The sequence below is a fragment of the Collinsella aerofaciens genome, from assembly GCF_040910245.1.
GTDB lineage: Bacteria > Actinomycetota > Coriobacteriia > Coriobacteriales > Coriobacteriaceae > Collinsella.
In genome coordinates this window covers 38,558-55,667 of sequence record NZ_JBDGAY010000016.1, presented here as the reverse complement: position 1 = coordinate 55,667, position 17,110 = coordinate 38,558, and the positions used below count along the sequence as shown (strand labels likewise).

General features: G+C 51.3%; 18 protein-coding genes and 1 tRNA gene. 1 reads left to right on the top strand and 18 read right to left on the bottom strand.

All coding sequences use genetic code 11. The features are described 5' to 3' along the window. Positions 1–212 precede the first annotated feature (212 nt). The 9 genes from AB5Z20_RS06855 to AB5Z20_RS06815 all read right to left on the bottom strand — a co-directional run bounded on the left by AB5Z20_RS06855 (position 213) and on the right by AB5Z20_RS06815 (position 6,434). Positions 213–1,370: a hypothetical protein gene (locus AB5Z20_RS06855; protein WP_368156756.1), complete on the bottom strand. Its 1,158-nt coding sequence runs from the start codon at positions 1,368–1,370 to the stop codon at positions 213–215. A gap of 372 nt (positions 1,371–1,742) precedes the next feature. Then, positions 1,743–1,817 (bottom strand) — tRNA-Val (locus AB5Z20_RS06850). A 138-nt stretch (positions 1,818–1,955) separates the two neighbouring features. After that, positions 1,956–2,744, bottom strand: a complete 789-nt coding sequence (locus tag AB5Z20_RS06845) for a DUF3825 domain-containing protein (RefSeq protein ID WP_368156755.1) — start codon at positions 2,742–2,744, stop codon at positions 1,956–1,958. 45 nt (positions 2,745–2,789) lie between these two features. Then, positions 2,790–3,305, bottom strand: coding sequence for a Fic family protein (locus AB5Z20_RS06840; RefSeq protein ID WP_368156754.1), 516 nt, complete (start codon positions 3,303–3,305; stop codon positions 2,790–2,792). Beyond that, positions 3,302–3,487, bottom strand: coding sequence for a hypothetical protein (locus tag AB5Z20_RS06835; RefSeq protein WP_368156753.1), 186 nt, complete (start codon positions 3,485–3,487; stop codon positions 3,302–3,304). The genes AB5Z20_RS06840 and AB5Z20_RS06835 overlap by 4 nt, the downstream gene beginning before the upstream one ends. An 11-nt stretch (positions 3,488–3,498) precedes the next feature. Beyond that, positions 3,499–3,873 carry a helix-turn-helix domain-containing protein gene (locus tag AB5Z20_RS06830; RefSeq protein ID WP_368156752.1) on the bottom strand — a complete coding sequence of 125 codons (375 nt, stop codon included), beginning with the start codon at positions 3,871–3,873 and terminating at the stop codon, positions 3,499–3,501. A 611-nt stretch (positions 3,874–4,484) separates the two neighbouring features. Then, positions 4,485–4,784 (bottom strand): nucleotidyltransferase family protein, encoded by a 300-nt coding sequence (locus AB5Z20_RS06825; protein ID WP_368156751.1) that lies wholly within the window; start codon positions 4,782–4,784, stop codon positions 4,485–4,487. A gap of 28 nt (positions 4,785–4,812) precedes the next feature. Next, positions 4,813–5,091: a hypothetical protein gene (locus tag AB5Z20_RS06820; protein ID WP_368156750.1), complete on the bottom strand. Its 279-nt coding sequence runs from the start codon at positions 5,089–5,091 to the stop codon at positions 4,813–4,815. A gap of 248 nt (positions 5,092–5,339) precedes the next feature. Beyond that, positions 5,340–6,434 (bottom strand): hypothetical protein, encoded by a 1,095-nt coding sequence (locus tag AB5Z20_RS06815; protein ID WP_368156749.1) that lies wholly within the window; start codon positions 6,432–6,434, stop codon positions 5,340–5,342. 365 nt (positions 6,435–6,799) lie between these two features. On the opposite strand from AB5Z20_RS06815, the gene AB5Z20_RS06810 reads away from it, so the two are divergent. After that, a complete protein-coding gene (locus AB5Z20_RS06810; protein WP_368156748.1) occupies positions 6,800–7,906 on the top strand; it encodes an AbiH family protein in 1,107 nt (368 codons plus the stop codon). Positions 7,907–8,104: 198 nt separating this feature from the next. On the opposite strand, the gene AB5Z20_RS06805 is transcribed toward AB5Z20_RS06810, so the two are convergent. From AB5Z20_RS06805 to AB5Z20_RS06765, 9 genes are all read right to left on the bottom strand, one after another. Continuing rightward, on the bottom strand, positions 8,105–9,364 hold the full coding sequence (locus tag AB5Z20_RS06805; protein WP_368156747.1) for a nucleotide sugar dehydrogenase: 1,260 nt from the start codon (positions 9,362–9,364) through the stop codon (positions 8,105–8,107). Positions 9,365–9,433: 69 nt separating this feature from the next. After that, on the bottom strand, positions 9,434–10,471 hold the full coding sequence (locus AB5Z20_RS06800) for an NAD-dependent epimerase/dehydratase family protein (RefSeq protein ID WP_368156746.1): 1,038 nt from the start codon (positions 10,469–10,471) through the stop codon (positions 9,434–9,436). A 26-nt stretch (positions 10,472–10,497) separates the two neighbouring features. After that, positions 10,498–11,706, bottom strand: a complete 1,209-nt coding sequence (locus tag AB5Z20_RS06795) for a glycosyltransferase (protein ID WP_368156745.1) — start codon at positions 11,704–11,706, stop codon at positions 10,498–10,500. Positions 11,707–11,755: 49 nt separating this feature from the next. Next, entirely contained in the window at positions 11,756–13,147 is a 1,392-nt protein-coding gene (locus AB5Z20_RS06790; protein WP_368156757.1) for a lipopolysaccharide biosynthesis protein, read from the bottom strand. Positions 13,148–13,185: 38 nt separating this feature from the next. After that, on the bottom strand, positions 13,186–14,430 hold the full coding sequence (locus AB5Z20_RS06785; RefSeq protein ID WP_217750631.1) for a hypothetical protein: 1,245 nt from the start codon (positions 14,428–14,430) through the stop codon (positions 13,186–13,188). A gap of 34 nt (positions 14,431–14,464) precedes the next feature. After that, positions 14,465–15,550 (bottom strand): glycosyltransferase, encoded by a 1,086-nt coding sequence (locus tag AB5Z20_RS06780; RefSeq protein ID WP_368156744.1) that lies wholly within the window; start codon positions 15,548–15,550, stop codon positions 14,465–14,467. 9 nt (positions 15,551–15,559) lie between these two features. Continuing rightward, positions 15,560–16,027 carry a glycosyltransferase family 4 protein gene (locus AB5Z20_RS06775; protein ID WP_368156743.1) on the bottom strand — a complete coding sequence of 156 codons (468 nt, stop codon included), beginning with the start codon at positions 16,025–16,027 and terminating at the stop codon, positions 15,560–15,562. Continuing rightward, complete coding sequence (locus AB5Z20_RS06770) at positions 15,966–16,592, bottom strand: glycosyltransferase (protein WP_368156742.1); 627 nt, start codon at positions 16,590–16,592, stop codon at positions 15,966–15,968. Before AB5Z20_RS06770 ends, AB5Z20_RS06775 begins: the two co-directional genes overlap by 62 nt. Continuing rightward, a complete protein-coding gene (locus AB5Z20_RS06765; protein ID WP_195364236.1) occupies positions 16,589–17,110 on the bottom strand; it encodes an acyltransferase in 522 nt (173 codons plus the stop codon). The genes AB5Z20_RS06770 and AB5Z20_RS06765 overlap by 4 nt, the downstream gene beginning before the upstream one ends.

Here is a 17,110-nt window from a genome sequence, read left to right as displayed (position 1 = left end):
GCCACGAAACCGGCCCATCTACTACGTTTGGGCGGCATCCCCCGACCATGGCGCCTCGGGCAAAAATAAAACCGCAGGTAGACGGCCTGCGGTTTTCGCGAAATACGGGGTATGGTCGAGGGACCGGGACTAAACGTAGTAGATGGGCCGGTTCCGTGGCGGAGACCATACCGGGAACCCGACCCAGGGCGTTCGGAAGGGGAAACGGTCGTTTAGCGACCGATTTCCAGCCAATTACAAAGGACGTTGGCCCGTAGCTCCGTTTCCGCTGCCCTTTGAGCTTTTGTTTTGCACCTATAGCGCAAACCCAAGCGCGAGCAAAGACTTCGCACGATCGCATCAAGCTGCTCAGCATCATTAAGCATGTCGTGCGTAACCAGAAAGACGTCATATCCCATGCTTTGCAGCGCTGTCATGCGTTTGGCATCGTGGTCGAGCACGGCGCCAGAACCATGGACAACCTCTCCCTGAAGCTCCACGATGCCCGCCTTCATTATGATCGGGTTCACGATCACGATGTCCCCATAGCAGACTTTTTGCCCTGCAATGCTCTGCGCCGATGGGCTAAGCGGCGTAAAGTCGTTGACGTAAACGTTTCTAAAGCCGGCACCGCCGCGAGAGCGAGGAATCGATAGCAATAATATTCCTGCAACTTCGAGCGGAGAAGCGGCTATACCCGTCACCAGCTGCGCGGCGTTGTAAAACTTCGTACCCCACTTTCGTTTTTTCATCTTATTGGCGTACTCATGAAGCTCATGTAATTCGATGAGCGGCTTCCTCATCCAGAGCGAAGTGCCCTTTAGCTTTGTGACCTCATTCGTTTTCTTTTGTCTGTTGGGCCCCTTCGTATTTACCTGTTCCTTGACTTTTATGCGAGCATAAATGCGTTTCCATTGTGATTCTTCTTGGCTTTCGTCGTGGTCAAAGAGGGATTCGGTGGTTGCATTCTCGGCAGCGTCTTCAGCTTTGTCTAGTTCCTCTTCTGCTGCGGCGGTGGGCTCAAAGACTGAGAACCATCCGCAGAATTCGTACATGGCAAGGACAAGATCGGTTGGTGACACAAAGCGCGCCATGGTAAATAGCGTCGCAAGTGGATTGGTAACCCTAAGGCTCATCGCGGTTTCTAGCGTGCTGTCCACCCCAGAAGCATCATCACAGTGGATTGTTGTCCGTAATCCCGAATGGTAGTTAACGCCACCGGGCTCCGTCGTGGTAATAATCGGGGTCTTGAGGACGTCGGTTACGAAAGGGGCTTGGGCTAGGGCTCGCCAGCCGTCTTCGGAGTTGGGCAGTCGTGGGTAGAGGTCGCGCACTTGCGGTGGGCAGCGCCAGTAGCGGAATGCGGTGTTTGCACAGACGATTTCGTCCATTTGCTCCTCCCCTTGTATCGACCGTAGGTCATGCGGATTGTGATCATGGCCGATTATCTACCGGGGCATCATGCGGGTAAGTACCGGAAGCAAACCAAAAGCTTGACGAATTCCGCCGGAAATCCGTCGTGTGATAGATATCCGCTGGAAGGCGCTCTGGGCATATGGTCCCTGTCTCCACAATTGTGCTCGGATCACAGGGGGAATTCAATGAAAATACGCATGCGTTTTATACAAAACGGGCAATGGCGTCAGCAAAAAGGGTGCGATAAAAAAATAGCGCCTTAGACAACTAGGATTTATTTTTGGTGTAACCCTTGCTGTCAAAAAGAAAAAGGCCAGAGACTTAATACCTCTGACCTGTGCTTTAGATGGTGGGCGATACAAGATTCGAACTTGTGACCCCATCCGTGTGAAGGATATGCTCTACCCCTGAGCCAATCGCCCGTCGCCTTTCGGCAAAAGAGATACTATCATAGCCGCGCGTGGTTTACCAAGAACTTTTTGCCGCCGATTTTAAATTCGTGGGCGCCAACCGCGCCACCGCAATCAGAGCAACCGGCAAACCCCCAGCTAGACCGCCCTTTATCGCTTGATCCACGAGGTCTCGGGACGGCAGATAAGTCGTGCGTTGTTGTAGGCCATGTCGAGCGTAAGGCAGGTGCGCGCGGCATAGAAGCCGTCCTCGCGCTGGATGGTCAGCGCCAGCTCGGGCTTGTCGCCGGTCAGGCACAGCGGCAGCAGCAGCTGAATCCGGCCGCCGTAGAACTGCGGCACCGCGAGCGTGTAGTTGGCGGCGGCGCGGCGGGCGGCCTCGACGACGGCACCCTCAAAGGCGCGGCGCAGCAGCAGCGAGTTGTCCTCCCCCATCAGGCTGGCGGGGATGCACGTGAGGTTCTCCTCGTCGCCCAGAATGTGGTCGATGTTGGAGCGGATGGGCAGGCGGTAGTCAAAGACCAGCTCGGAGGGGTCCTCGGTAAAGCGCACGCGGCACGGCAGGTACTCAAACGAGACCAACATGGGGTCGCTTTCCTTAAAGAAGCCCTTCAAAAACCAGCGCTGGCGCGCATCGGGCTTGGTGTTGGGCTCAAACAGCCCGTAGATGGTCTCGTAGCGGCGTGTGTACAGGCCGGTGTTAAACAGGCAGCGGTCGTCGTCGAACACCAGCGGCAGGTTGGAAGGCGCGGTCTGGTCCACGTCGCGTTCGGTCAGAAACACCGCGCGGCTAAACGAAAACGAGAGGTAGTTTTTGAGGATGCGGTTGCTAGGACCCCAGTCCTCGGGATCGGCGAGGTCGACAAGGCGGTCATAGCAGGGCTCGGGGCAAAACGCAAACTCGTACACATTGCTGCACAGGGTGCTGGGGATTTCCATGTTGTGTCCAATCCATTCAATAACTGGCGTGCGGATGCTTAGATTCTATACGTGCGACGGGTCGCCCGCGCCCGCAACGTAACCGCGGCGCAGCCCTTCGGCGAGCCCGCTGTTCGTGCGGCGACTAGAAACGAGGTCCTGGATCCAGGCGTAGTACTGGTTGTCTTTGGGCTCGGGGCTGTCGGACAGCACGACCGGGGAGCCGGCGAGTCTTAAGACGGACAACGCAAAGACAAGGCTGGTGCGTTTGTTGCCGTCCTCAAAGATGTGGTCCTTGACCATGTGCTCGGCCACGTAGGTAACCTGGTCAAAGATGTCTGCGAAGCGATCGGCCGGCGATTGGCCGAATATCGTACAGAATGCACCCGCAAGCACGGACTCGACGCGTCCGAGTTCGAGCGCGGCCCGGTCGCATGTGGCATCGGTCGTATAGCAACGCCCGACCTTCATCAGCGTACTGTGCAGACGCATTACGGCCGCGGCCATAGCTTCGAGCGAACCGGTATCATCGAGCATGAGCGGCGCGAACGGATGCGCCCGGCGCGGCGCGACCGTCATCATGAGTTCTCCAAGAGCCTGAGCGCGTTGGGCATGCCCTCAATGGTCAGCCGAACAGCTTCATCGATTGACGTGGCGCCGCCGAGCAAAAACGGTGATGCTGAATTTGCCTCGTGCGCAGTTGGATGATCTTTTTGAGCAACGCAATCAGCGCCGTCATCTTGTTGAACATAGCTCCAAGGCATGTCTACCTCCTCTATAGCTTTACGGACGGAATAGCCTGCGAGTCGTACTCCAGAGCAATCGGTTGCCAGACGAGGTCTTCGATGGTGCAGTTTAGGGTGTCTGCAAGCGCCAATGCCGAGGAAACCGAGGCGCGGCGTAGGTCGAGCTGGTTCTGCTCGTAGAGTTGTATGGCGCGAAGCTTAACCCCCGATTGGGCGGCGAGCTGTTTTTGCGTTAGTCCGGTAGCCTTTCTTGCCGCCTTGAGGCCCTTTTTGTCTGCCTGGGCGTTGCTCCATTTATCGATGACAATCTGGGCGAATTTGTCTTCGGAGGCCTCGTGGAGCGGATGATACGAGCCGATGATCCAATCGAGCGAGGCGACTTCGAGTAACTCATTAAAGCCCAAGCCGCACATCCATTGTGTATAGGCCAAAACCCAGCCGCCCAATACTGAGGCGAACGGTCGAACGGATAGGTCTCCCTGCATTTGACGGGGGTCAGTCCCGCATGGGCGATAATATCGCGCGCGAGCTCGTCGCCCGCCATGCCGCAGACGACGCGAGGCATACCGCGCTCAAACTGTTTCATCTCAAAAGCGTTCGACAGGATCGCCGTCAACTCGGCTGGAGTCAGCCCTTGGTCACAGAGGGCAAAATCGACCGCCTCGCCCAGCGCTCTCATGGCATCCTCGAGATACATCTCACTGTAGGCGTGGGTCATCGCCCGTCATCTCCTCTCGAATGATATCGACGATACGGATTCCCTCAAATGGATTTTCGGCAAGTAGCTCCTGATATTCAATACTGGCTTCTAAGACTCGCCGAGTCTGGAAGTGTGCGGCAAAATTCAGACTTGTTGGCTAGAGCTGCATCGATAAGATCGGCGCCGTTGTCGAAGCAACCGGACTCCCCCGTCGCTAAGAACGCATCACCTTCGTGAATGGCCTGGAGGGTCACCGAGTTTGGTTCTTTGGAAGGGAAGGGCCGCGGGCTGGTATTCGTAAGCTCCTCGTCCCGCTCATGTTGTTTCATAGATGCGCACCTCATCCTGCTCGATGCTTTTGCGGAAGGCCGGGCGCATGCGCTCTGGTGGGTTAGTGACGATATCGACCTTTCGCCCAAGTTCCTTCTCGAGTTCATGAGAAAGTTCGTAAAGCGTGCCGAACCTCATGGTGTTGCCGCAGACTAGGCGCAAGTCAATATCGCTATCGGGCGTTTGCTCGCCTCGGGCAAACGAGCCAAATAAATATGCTTCGATGACGTCGTATTGAGCCAGCACGCGGGAGGCGGCAGTGGATATGTCGGTAGTCGAAATCATGGGTTATTTGCCGTTCAACAGTAGAACGTCAGAGGGCCAGCGCCGAAATCGCCGGTCCGGCTTTTTGGCGTTCGGCGAGCTCGAAGATAAACGGGGCGTTTGATCTAACAAATTCGGTCAAGAAATTGAGGTCGTCAGCAGTAAAACCTTCGACGTTGAACCATTTGACCACAGGCAAGAAGCATTCCGCATGGTCAAAGCCAAAATCAAACGGGCGCTCGACAGCCATGCGAACGGTTCCGTCTTCTCTTGTCTCTGAGTATGCAACCTGGGTGCCATCATCAAGCTGAACGTAGCTCCAAAACATGACTACCTCCTCACTGTTTGCATTTGAGTATAAAGAACGGAGTGGATTTAACACGAGGTGAATTGAATTAATCCAATAAGACCCTAACCCTGCCGGCTGGCTGCACAAGCGATAGTCCTTGTTGCGGAAACGCATATGGCTGCACGTTAGACATTGCATGCATGAAAAAGCAACGCTCCCTTGCCGAAAGCGTTGCCCTTAAAGCTCCTACAGAGTTCTTGTATCGCAGCCAAGTGCGTCGTACCGCATCAGCAGCGATATGCGGCGCTCAGAAGCACTGTTCCCAGCAGGAATAGCGTTAAGAAGGCAGTTATCCAGTAGCCGTCGCCGGTCTTGGGAAGCGCCGGTGTTGTTGCCATAGTGGATTTGCGCTTGGTCGTCTTGCTGACTGTTGTCTTGGTGACCGTTGTCTTGGACGACGTAGCCGCGGGTTTCACCGCAGGATTTGTCGCCGGCCCCGTACCGGGTCGCCCTGAAGCAGGGTCGGCGCCACCAGTAGGCTCGCCCGTACCATCCCCCGGCACCTCGCTGCCGGGTGTATCGGTCTCCCCTGTCGGAACGGTGGCGCCATCGGGCTCGATCATCACGTGCGGTGCCACTGCCCCGCCAGCATCCACCACGCCGGCAGCGGCAAAGAATCCGCCTGCGGGCGTCACAAAGTGCGCGGCCACGAGCGATCCGCGATTGCAGGCAACGCCGGCATCCATACCGGTCGCATCCAACCAGGACGCATCCACGACAAGTGTCTCGCTCGCAGGGTCGGCACCAAACCCCTCGTCGAGCAAGCACGCGCCATAAAAGCGCAAGCCCGCATCGGCGCCAGTGCCCGTGGCAGTAACGTGCCCACCGCCGCGTACGGTCAAGCTACCTGCGGCAACGCCGGCCACGGTCTGGTCAACAACGCCCGCCCCATCGGCCCTGGCATCGACCGTGCAGTCGTCCACCACCAGCGCCTGGGACACATGGATCCCGCATTGCGAACCCGTCGCCGTGAGCGAGCCGGAGCCGCGAAGCGTAAGGTTCCCCCACACCTCCATGCCGCTCATGGAAATGTCCGCATCGGGCGCATACGTCTCGACCACGGAGTTTTGCCCCACAAGCGTCACCACCAGGTCGCCGTCGGCGCCGATGGCCTCGCCCGCATAGCCGGTTAGCTCCAGATGCTCTGCATCGGTCCAATCCCAACCGGGGCCCGACACGCCCGGCTCGCAGTACGTGACGCCTGCGATAAACAGGCTCTCCGCGCCCGCGGCATAAGAAGGCCCGCCCAGCAAAACGCATAGGCAGGCCATGGCAGTAAACAGAATGTAGTGACGGCAAGTGTGGAACGCGGCAGCAAACATAACCGCTCCGATCTTCGCTAGAACCAATGGAAGCTGTACCAGGAAATGACCTGGTAGCAGTAGCTATTAGTGTAGCGAGATCAGACAAGGGGCGAAGAAAATACCCGTGATCGATACCAGAAATTAGGTGTAAATCGTTTTGCCAGTCGGTGAAAGGAGGGGTTTAGTTGCGCAAATACACCAACGGCTGATTCCTAAATCAGCAACAAAGAGCTATTACCGATATCGAGTTGACAAAACCTTTCCTAGATAGCGCCACATGTCATGTTCTCGCAAGTTAAATACCGTTGAAGCAACGCCTTAATAATCGGGTAAATACCTGGGAAGCTATTCACGGAGTTCACTACGACTGAAGGATTTAAATAATGCATCAACTAATAATTCTTGGAAACGGATTTGACTTGACCTGCGGGTTAAAGTCCAAGTTCTCAGATTTTTACAACAACAGGACGAACGGAACAAAGTCAATTGAATCGATCCCTGAGAACGAAAGAAATGTCTGGGATCTGATACTTTCTGAAACGGGACAAAGCGACCCTTTGTGGTGCGATATTGAGAGACTCATTTATGTATATGTTTTCCAGGAAGACGGATTTGGTTCAAGACTGGACAGTATGTATAGCCTCACGGGATTGGCCGTTGACCTATCAAGCGCAACTCCATACCCGCGGCCAAAAGATGATTTATACAAATTTGTGTCGACTCGGCTCGGAAAAGAAGATGTATCCCAGGCGGAATTAACAAGCTTCCTTCTAACCTCGCTAAAAGATTACGAGCACATCTTTGCGAACTATCTCGAAGAACAAGTCGATAATAATAAAAAATACAGGGAAAAGGCTGTGGAGTATTATGCAGCCATTCGCAATGCCTGCATTGAAAAGGCCCAGCAAAAGAACTATGAAACATCTATCTTAAACTTCAACTATACAACCCCATTAATATCGGAAGATCCGCAGCTGGGAATTGTTGCTGCCCGGAATATTCATGGCTCACTGGACAGAACGGACACCATTTTCGGCATTGACGGAAAAGACGTTGCTGAAGACCATCCGGCGCTGCCGTTTACAAAAACATATAGGCTTATGTCATTAGTGCCATACGAAAGCGAAACTGCAAAACTCTGCGACAGCAATACCGGTTTCATCAAGATATTCGGACACTCGCTTTCTCGGGCTGACTATTCCTACTTCCAATCGATTTTTGACACCGTCAATCTATACGGTGGAGTTACTAAGCTTGTATTTCTATACAAAAAATATCCAAACAAGTCAGATAAAACAGTTGATGAGCAGGCAATTCGCGAAGATCTGTACTCACGCATATCGCATCTTCTGTATGAGTATGGAAGCACGCTTGACAATAAAGACCATGGAAAAAATCTCATGCATAAGCTTCTTCTAGAGCAAAGGTTGCTCATTAAAGACGTTGACGAGAATATATCGGTCTTACCTTCCAATATATGTTTGCTTTAGCACCTAATCCAGATTCGGCTCCCTAAGGTGGCAATTAAAGAGTAGGACCAGAGAACGTACGTGTATCTTTCAAAGCGTAATTAAAGGCTAATGGGGCTTTAGTAACCAAAAGAGGGTGTATCGGCGCAAGCCGATACACCCTCTTTCTACAAATGGACTTATGCACCAGGCCAGAGACGACGCAGCTGCCGCTCTCCCCTAGTCCCGCTTAAACAGATCCCTCGTGTAGACTTTGTCCGCCACGTCCGCGAGCTCGTCGCTCCAGCGGTTGGCCACGATCACGTCGCACTCCGTCTTGAAGGCCTCCAGGTCGTGGGTCACCTCGGAGCCGAAGAACTCCGGCGCGTCCAGCGTGGGCTCGTAGACCACCACGGGAACGCCCTTGGCCTTCACGCGCTTCATGACGCCCTGGATGGAGCTCGCGCGGAAGTTGTCGGAGTTGGACTTCATCGTCAGGCGGTAGACGCCCACGACCGGCCTCTCCTTGCCGGCGTACACGCGGTCCCACACCATCTGCAGCACCTCGTCGGCGACGAAGTCCTTGCGGGTGCGGTTGGCGTCCACGATGGCCTCGATAAGGTTCTGCGGCACGTCCTTGTAGTTGGCCAGCAGCTGCTTGGTGTCCTTGGGCAGGCAGTAGCCGCCGTAGCCGAAGCTGGGGTTGTTGTAGTGGCTGCCGATGCGCGGCTCCAGGCACACGCCGTCGATGACGTCGCGGGTGTTGAGGCCGCGGACCTCGCAGTAGGTGTCGAGCTCGTTGAAGTAGGCGACGCGCAGCGCCAGGTAGGTGTTGGCGAAGAGCTTGACGGCCTCGGCCTCGGTGGTGCCCAGCACGAGCTCCGGGATGCCCTTGGTACCGTCGGCATTCACACGCTCGAGCTCGGCGGGGTCGGCGCCCTGCGCGAGCAGGCCGGCGAAGCGCTCGGCGGCCGCCACGGCCTCGGCGTCGTCCTTCGGCGCGCCCACCACGATACGGCTGGGGTGCAGGTTGTCGTAGAGAGCCTTGCTCTCGCGCAGGAACTCCGGGCTGAAGAAGATCTTGCTGTCGCCCAGCCTCTCGCGAAGGCCCGCGGTGTAGCCGACGGGGATGGTCGACTTGATGACGATCCAGGCGTCCGGGTTCACCGAGCGCACGGCAGCGATGGCGGCCTCGACGGAGCTCGTGTCGAAGAAGTTCCTATCGCTGTCGTAGTTCGTCGGCGTGGCGATGACGGCGTAGTCGGCGCCCGTGTAGGCCTCGGCCACGTCGACCGTGGCGTGCAGGTCGAGCTCGCGCTCCCCCGACTTGGCCTCCGCCAGGAAGCGCTCGATCTCGTCGTCCTGGATGGGCGACTGGTAGTCGTTGATCTTCTCGACCTTCTCGGGCACGATGTCCAGCGCGTGCACCTCGTTGTGCTGCGAGAGCAGGACGGCGAGGGACAGGCCGACGTAGCCGGTACCGGCGACAGCGATCTTCATGTCATTCTCCAATTGTCAAAGAACAATAATTCGCATTAAAAATGGCCCCTGTTACAGGGCCATGATTTCCTAAATGTTGTAGTAGCGCTTATACCACTTGGCGAAGGCCCTCAGGCCGTCCTCGAGCGGCGTCGCGGGCTTGTAGCCCAGGTCGCGCTGGAGCGCCGTGGTGTCGGCGTAGGTGACGGGCACGTCACCTGGCTGCATGGGCACGAGTTGCTTGTGAGCCTCGAAGTCATAGTCAGCGGGCAGCACGCCCTCCTCCACCAGCACGCGCTGCAGCGTGTCGACGAAGTCGAGCAGATTCTCGGAGTGCGAGTTGCCGATGTTGTAGACGCGGTGCGCGGCGAGGGGCAGCCCGTCCTCGCCCATCTCCACCTCGGGCGCGGCGTCCATGACGCGCCTGACGCCCTCGACGATGTCGTCGACGAAGGTGAAGTCGCGGCGGCAGTCGCCCATGTTGAAGATCTTGATGGTGTCGCCGCGGCGCAGCTTCTCGGTGAAGGCGAAGTAGGCCATGTCGGGCCTGCCCATGGGACCGTACACGGTGAAGAAGCGCAGGCCGGTCGCCGGGATGGAGAAGAGCTTGGAGTAGGCGGCGGCCATGAGCTCGTTGGACTTCTTGGTGGCGGCGTAGAGCGACACCGGCGAGTCCACGCGGTCCTCCTCGGAGAACGGCACCTTCTTGTTGCCGCCGTAGACCGAGCTGGAGCTGGCGTAGACGAGGTGCTTGACCGGGTGGTGGCGGCAGGCCTCGAGCACGTTGAAGAAGCCGACGAGGTTGCTCTCGAGGTAGGCACGCGGATTCTCGATGGAGTAGCGCACGCCCGCCTGGGCGGCGAGGTTCACCACGACGTCGAAGCCGTTCTGGGCGAACAGGCGCTCGATGAGGGCGGCGTCGCACAGGTCGCCGCGCACGAAGGTGAAGCGGCCGTCGGCGTCGGCCTCGGCCAGCATGCGCAGGCGCGCGTCCTTGATGCCGGGGTCGTAGTAGCTGTTGAGGTTGTCGAGGCCGACGATCGCGTCATCGGTCTCCTCGAGTAGCTTCTTGACGAGGAACGCGCCGATGAAGCCGGCCGCTCCGGTGACGAGAATTTTATTTGACATATCGCTCCTTTGGATGATCGAAATAACTAGTCGCGAATTGAAAGTACTGAATTGAGAAATGATGAAAATGAATCTATATAATTGTCAGATTCAAAGAGTTTTAAGGCCTTTTCTAGCGCAGCTCGTTTCATGCTGGTCAACTCATGGTCAGTTAAATTGCATGCGCTTGTAATTCCGTCAAGAAGAGCTTGATTGCTTAAATCTGGGATAACAATTCCATCAATCATATTCTCGAGAATAAGATCGGCTCCTCCGACCGCGTTGCATAACATCGGAACACCGTTCGACATGCACTCAGCGAATTTTGTTGAAAATCCGGCGCGAGAATATAAATCAGGAGTTCTAAATAGAATTCCAAAGTCAGATTCTTGCAGCATTTTGATTACGCTGTCATGGGAAACACGACCGTGAAAATGAACCTTATTAGATCTGGCAATGTTTCCCATTAAACTGACTGCCTGGTTTAAATCAATTCCAATTACATCGAGTACTGGTTGAGTGATTGCAGGAATAGCGTCATTACTTATAAGCGAAATAAACTCTGTAAGTGAGTCTTTTCCCCCAGCGGGAGAACCTGCATAGACAAACTTGGTTATAGTTCTCCGCTTCAATCCTTCTAGAGAGCAAGGGTCACTAAGAGAGTCTCCGGCCCTATTTAAGGGTGGTAAATAAAAAACCTTTGGATATCCTTGGGAGGAGTAAAGTGAATCGAAATGTTTTTTAAAAAAGGGCGAGATTGCGATAACTCCATCTAGCAATCTGTCCACTTCAGCCACCCGTTTAGAACGAGATTTCTCCACAAGCCAAGCAGCTAAATCTCCTGTAAATTTCGGAGTAAACCAATCGGTCTCATCAACGATTACGGGAACGTTAAAATCATGGCAATGATCTAAAACCCGTTTTGCAAGCTTATGTTGTATCCCGTAATAAATAACCAAGTCGGGCTGTATTTGATCGAAACATCGAGTGAAGGCTTTAAAGCTGAAGGAAGAAGAGATCCGCTCGTAATACTTTTTGGCTATTTGATGGTGCCCGAATTTCACCTCAAACGGAAAATCAAAGGGATAGTCGTAATTACTGCTTATGGCGTTGGATGACGGCTCAATTATTCCAGCAAGAACAAAATGGACGTTGAAGCCACATTTAACCAGCAAATCGGAAATTGCGAAAGCATGTTTTGTAGGAGCATTATCCCCCGGAATTGATTGAACTAAATATAAAACCTGTTTATTCATTCTGTAGTTCATTCCTGATCGATTCATTAATGCCGTTAACAAAAAACGGTTAATTCCGACGAAGGGACAATTTGTCCATAAGCAAATTAAATCCTTCGATATTCATCAGCTTAGATAGCACGATGTAACACCCTAAGGATCCGAGAGGGGCAACGATTAACGAAATAAGATTCCCGTTTGAAATGTGGATTAATAATAATGCGATCACCACGGAAAACAATGTGGCAATTGACGGCTTAAGAACGTCAATAAGCTGCTCAAATATGCCATAGCCGAGCACTTTTTTATTCGGGGTCATGTTAATTAACATTGAGACAAATCCGCAAAAGGCACTTGAAAGGGAGATCGCAAATACACCAAAAGGAATCGACATAATTAAAACGATGAACGAAATAGCTTTCTTAATGACCTCAAGCTTAAAACAAAGGGCGCCTTGACCTGCTGCTTTAAGTGCCTGCCAATTCATAGATTGGAGGGGCTGAAATAGATAGAACAAGCACGCAACTTGAAGATACGGGACGCATTCCGCCCATTTTTGACCCAAAAGAACAAGAACTAGAGGATGCGCACACGCAGCCAAAATTCCCATCATGGGGAAAACGAGATAGGCAGAAAGCTGCATCGCTTTTCTAAGAACTGATTTGAGCGCGTATTGGCTGTCTTTCTTTTCAGCCATTAGAGGCAACATTACATTACTAATTGGAGTGTTTAAGTTGCCTACAATTAAAGCCGGGAATTGGTTGCCGCGATTAAAGAAAGCCAAGTCTGCGGAGGAATAGAATTTGCCGATGACTAAAGAACGGCCTTCTGTATAAATAGAATTAATAAGATTGGCACTTGTAAATTGTATTCCAAGGGGCAACAGCTCTCTTGCTGAACCAACCACGAATTTTAGTCTAGGCGTCCATTTTGTTAACCAAGCCATTAGTACCGTTGTCATCAGAACTGTAAGTATCTGCTGAATGATTAGCGCATAAATACCAAAACCCAACATTGCAGCTACGATAGCTGCTAATCCTGAGATCAAGGAGCTGAGGAACGATGCAGAAAATTGCAATCTAAATAAAAAGTTCTTTGCGATATAGGCCTTTTGAATTGCATTCAGTGCCGAAAGAGGAAGACGTAATGCCAGAACTCTTAGGTAAAGACACATATTTGCATTTCCATAGAAGTCTGCAATGCTTGGAGCCGCAAAAAATATCAATACATATAAGATGCTCGACAATGCAATTGAACATGACAACATTGTCGAGTAGTCAATTTGATTGATATCAGACTTTTGTATCAGCGCTTCGCCCAGTCCATTTGTGACGAGCACGTCTGCCAAATTTGTAAATACAAGCAACAGCGAAAGAGTACCGTAATCACTCGGGGACAGCAAACGCGCCAAAATTAGGGAAATAACAAATAGGGTACCTTGCGTGGCAAATCTCTCACCTATTGCTCAAAACATACTGGTTGCAGCCTTGTTCGAAGCCATTATTTTTCACCATCCGCATTGCGCATACGATTAGATCTTTCTGGTTCAATGTTGTTTAGGGCAAAACCAAAGGATGAAAATAGAAGCACGACCCCGACATTAATTGTGTAAGAGTAGTAAGTTGATAATCCCAGAATCGCCATGAGATAAAAGAGGGCAACAAATTTGCACTGGCTATTTTTGGAAGAACCAAATAGGCATCGCAACAGGACGTACAAAAGCGGAACAACGGCTAAAACGCCAAAATGAAACATCAAATAAATTATTTGATTATCGAAAAAAGGATAATTTGAATTCGTGCCATATCTATATCCAGCGCTAATTCCGTTGCCGAATATAAGCGATGCCGGTTCAACCTGGCTATAGAAAATATCATATTGGTTAGACCGTGTATCTTCTCCGATTCTGTTTAAAAACGAATCAAGAACTTCAGGATAGATCAACGACAATGCCAAAAGTGCCGTTCCAGTTGCAAAAATAACAATTACTGTTCGTTTAAAAACTTTGTCAATTCCTTTAGCCATAAAAGTTGCAACAAGCATGACTAGCATTGGTTGGATTAACCAACTTCTGGTTGCCAGCATTAATGCGGTGATGCAGGCCAGGATGCCTATGCCCATCGTTATGAAATAGGCGTGTTCATCATTAGATTTAAGCACCACGGTTGACCAATATAAACTGATGCCAAATGCAAAATAGTCCCTCGCAGGACACCATCCGATATAAGATCCAAAGCCACAAAGATATTTAAATTTAATAATTGATGCTAGTGAGGCGATAAAACAAATCAATGATAACAGCGGGACCCATTCTTTAATCAACTGCTCGATTCTTGGATCCTCTGTTAATAGGTAGAATAGAGGAATGATAAATACAGTGGTTGGAACATTTCCAAAGAGCACGCTGGTTAAGTCGCCCGCATTATTGACTACGGCCATTAAGCTATAAATTATTAGTCCAAAAACTGAACAAGATATAACGAGCCAATTAGCTTTTCGTGATTTACTAATTGCACGCAACAAGAGAATCGAAAAGCTGATCTGTTGAATCAAATCAAATAAAGAAGCAAAGCGTCCGTTTGAAGTACTGAATGCAAAGCGGTTAACTTCCCAGTCAGTAGCAAGTGAGTATGATGACCCCAAATCTCGAAGAAAGGGAACCATGAGGCCGGAAATCACTGCTATTGCTAACAACAGGTCAGTGATTCTTCTATTATGATTGTATTGTTTCAACTGATAATGCAATTCTGTTTTCCTTATTGGAGACGTTTGGGCGATTCTATTTAAAGAGAAGATTTGCCCATTCATTGCCAATAGTTTCTAAAGATAGGGACTGCCTTAACATCAGGGCATTATTAGACAGTAGATTCGAGAATGATTGATCTTCAACGATCCTGTTGAACGCTTCGCTCTCAGCAAGATCGTCATCAATATCGACCAAAATGCCGTTCACGCCATTCCGAATAACTGCTTCTGCTCCACCACCGCCACATTTGGTGCAAATTGTTGGAACCCCCATGCACAAGGACTCAAGCATCGAATTAGATAGACCCTCGAACTTTGATGACATTACAAAAGCCGATGCAGTTCTAATGTGCAAAACCGCGTCAGAAGAAAAGCCCATAAATTTGATTGAATCATCCATGTCAAGGCTATGAACAAGGTTTTCTAGTTCTGATTGAAGGCTTCCCTTGCCAAAGATTTCAAGAATATATTCAGGGTGTTTTTTATGAAATAGCGCAAATGACCTGATTGTCATCGAGTGATTTTTTTGAAGTTCAAGCCGTCCCGCTGTGACGATTGCTTTTCTTCTAAGCCCAGAATACGGTTCAGGAAGTTCACTAGATATTGGATTTAAGATGATTTTTGAATTCGCCTGAAGGCATCTCGGCATTAAACTTGCCTGGCTTTTTGTCTGAAACACAATTGCATCGGACCTTCGATACAACATGTTTCTAATGAATGGGAGGGTCTTATTGCCAGGAAAATCATATCTCGGATCGTTTCGCACTGAAACAATAACCCTATTTGGAAGTCCGATAGTCGCGATAAGCGTATACATGTTTTGATGTGGCAAAAATGAAATCACCGTGGCTTTGGGCCGTTCGGAAACAAAACGCCGTATTAGCTTGACCTGGTCGAGTGGCTTAAGCGAAGCGTCTGCAAACTCAGAACACACTTCAACTCCATCTGGCACTTCATATTCAATAACGTTACTTTTAGTCAAGAAATAGGTAAATCTAATACCATGAGAAACGAAGTACGATGCAAGCGCAAGAGAGACGCGCTCGGCACCGCCACCCATCAAGGAAGGATGAACAAAGACAATGTGCCCAGCTTCATGTGCTAACTTCTTTGAATTCAATTTAATCCTCTAATTACCGCTGACAGCATTGCAATAGATACCGAGTATTTCGCTCAAGAGCAAGTTGATATCAAATGAACTGAGTATCTTTTTTCGGGCCAAAGTTCCCATTTCTTTTCTAAGCTCGCTTGATTCGAGAAGATGATTCAATGCAACGGCCAGGGCTTGATAGTTATCTACCGGAATCAGAACGCCATTAACACCATCATTAATTACTTGAGGAATTCCGCCAACGGGAGTGGCAACAGTTGGAATTCCTCTGGCCATGGCTTCAAGAACGCTCATGGGGAGCCCCTCGTTTTTGGAGGGGAGGCAGTACACCGCGGCACGCTCAAAGAGCTCCTCGCGTTCTGCGCCCGCGACCCAGCCGTGGAACTCGCAGCGGTCGGCAATACCGAGCTCTGCCGCAAGAGATTTATTCTTTTCGACCTCTCCGTCTCCGCCGAATACGACCTTGGTGTCGGGAAAACGCGTCAAGACGTCCTAAAAAAAGGACGTCTTGACGCGAACAAGGTGCGCACGGCTGGTCTGGAACTTTGACACCGTTATGAACAACGTCAATCTTCTCCAGGTCGCAAACGTTTTTTGAAAAATAGTCGCGCCACTCTTCCGACAGAACCACAACTCGGTCGGCGATACTAAAGGTCTTTCTAACATCACGACGGTAGGATTCTCCACCCTCTTCGAAGGCCTTCTTAAACTCACCATCGTGGTCGTGGAGTATTACGTACTTGCCTGCTTTGTGGGCCATACGAGCCATAATTGACTTACGTTTGTAGGAGCCACGGGCGCTAATATGTAAATGAATAATGTCATAGGATGGCATGATCATCGCATAGCGAATCAACGCTCGGGAAAATGCGACGGTTTTACCGAGCGTTGAGGAACCGATGCCCGTCCCCAGGTACTCAAAGGCATCGCATGCCTCAGGGAGACCTGCGTCTAGATAACCTTTCACGACTGAGACGATTCCGCCGTGAAGAGAGAGATCAGGTCCGATCATCAACACCTTTGCATGGACGTGCGGATAACCTTTAGTCATTGATTTCCTCTTACCGAAAGCTTAGACGGCGAGCTGGAAGCCCCCCCCCAGATTGAAAACTCCGGGCCAACGTCTTTTGTCACTACCGTACCGGCTGCAATCACACAATGGTCGGCAATTCTAACGCCCTTAAGAATCGTTACGCCGCTGCCAATCCATACATCATTGCCGATGACGACATCTTGATCATTCTCTGGAAGCTTGTCCGACTCATCAAGCGTCATCATGGGTCGGTCGAGAACATCTGTACGATGGTCTCCAGTAATAATTGTAAGATGAGGGCCGCTCATGACGTAATTGCCGATATGAATCTTCGCACGGGTCGTCAGAAACGTTGCTCCTGGGCCAATATATACATCATGTCCCATGTAAATATTTTCAATCCCCTGAATTTCACTACGACGACCGATAGTTACGTTTTTACCGCATGATGCAAAGGAGCGACGTAGGGCAGGGAGCAAGAGCAATTTGTTATAAGCTCGCGAGATACCATCAAGCAATCTGTACCCAGCGCCCAT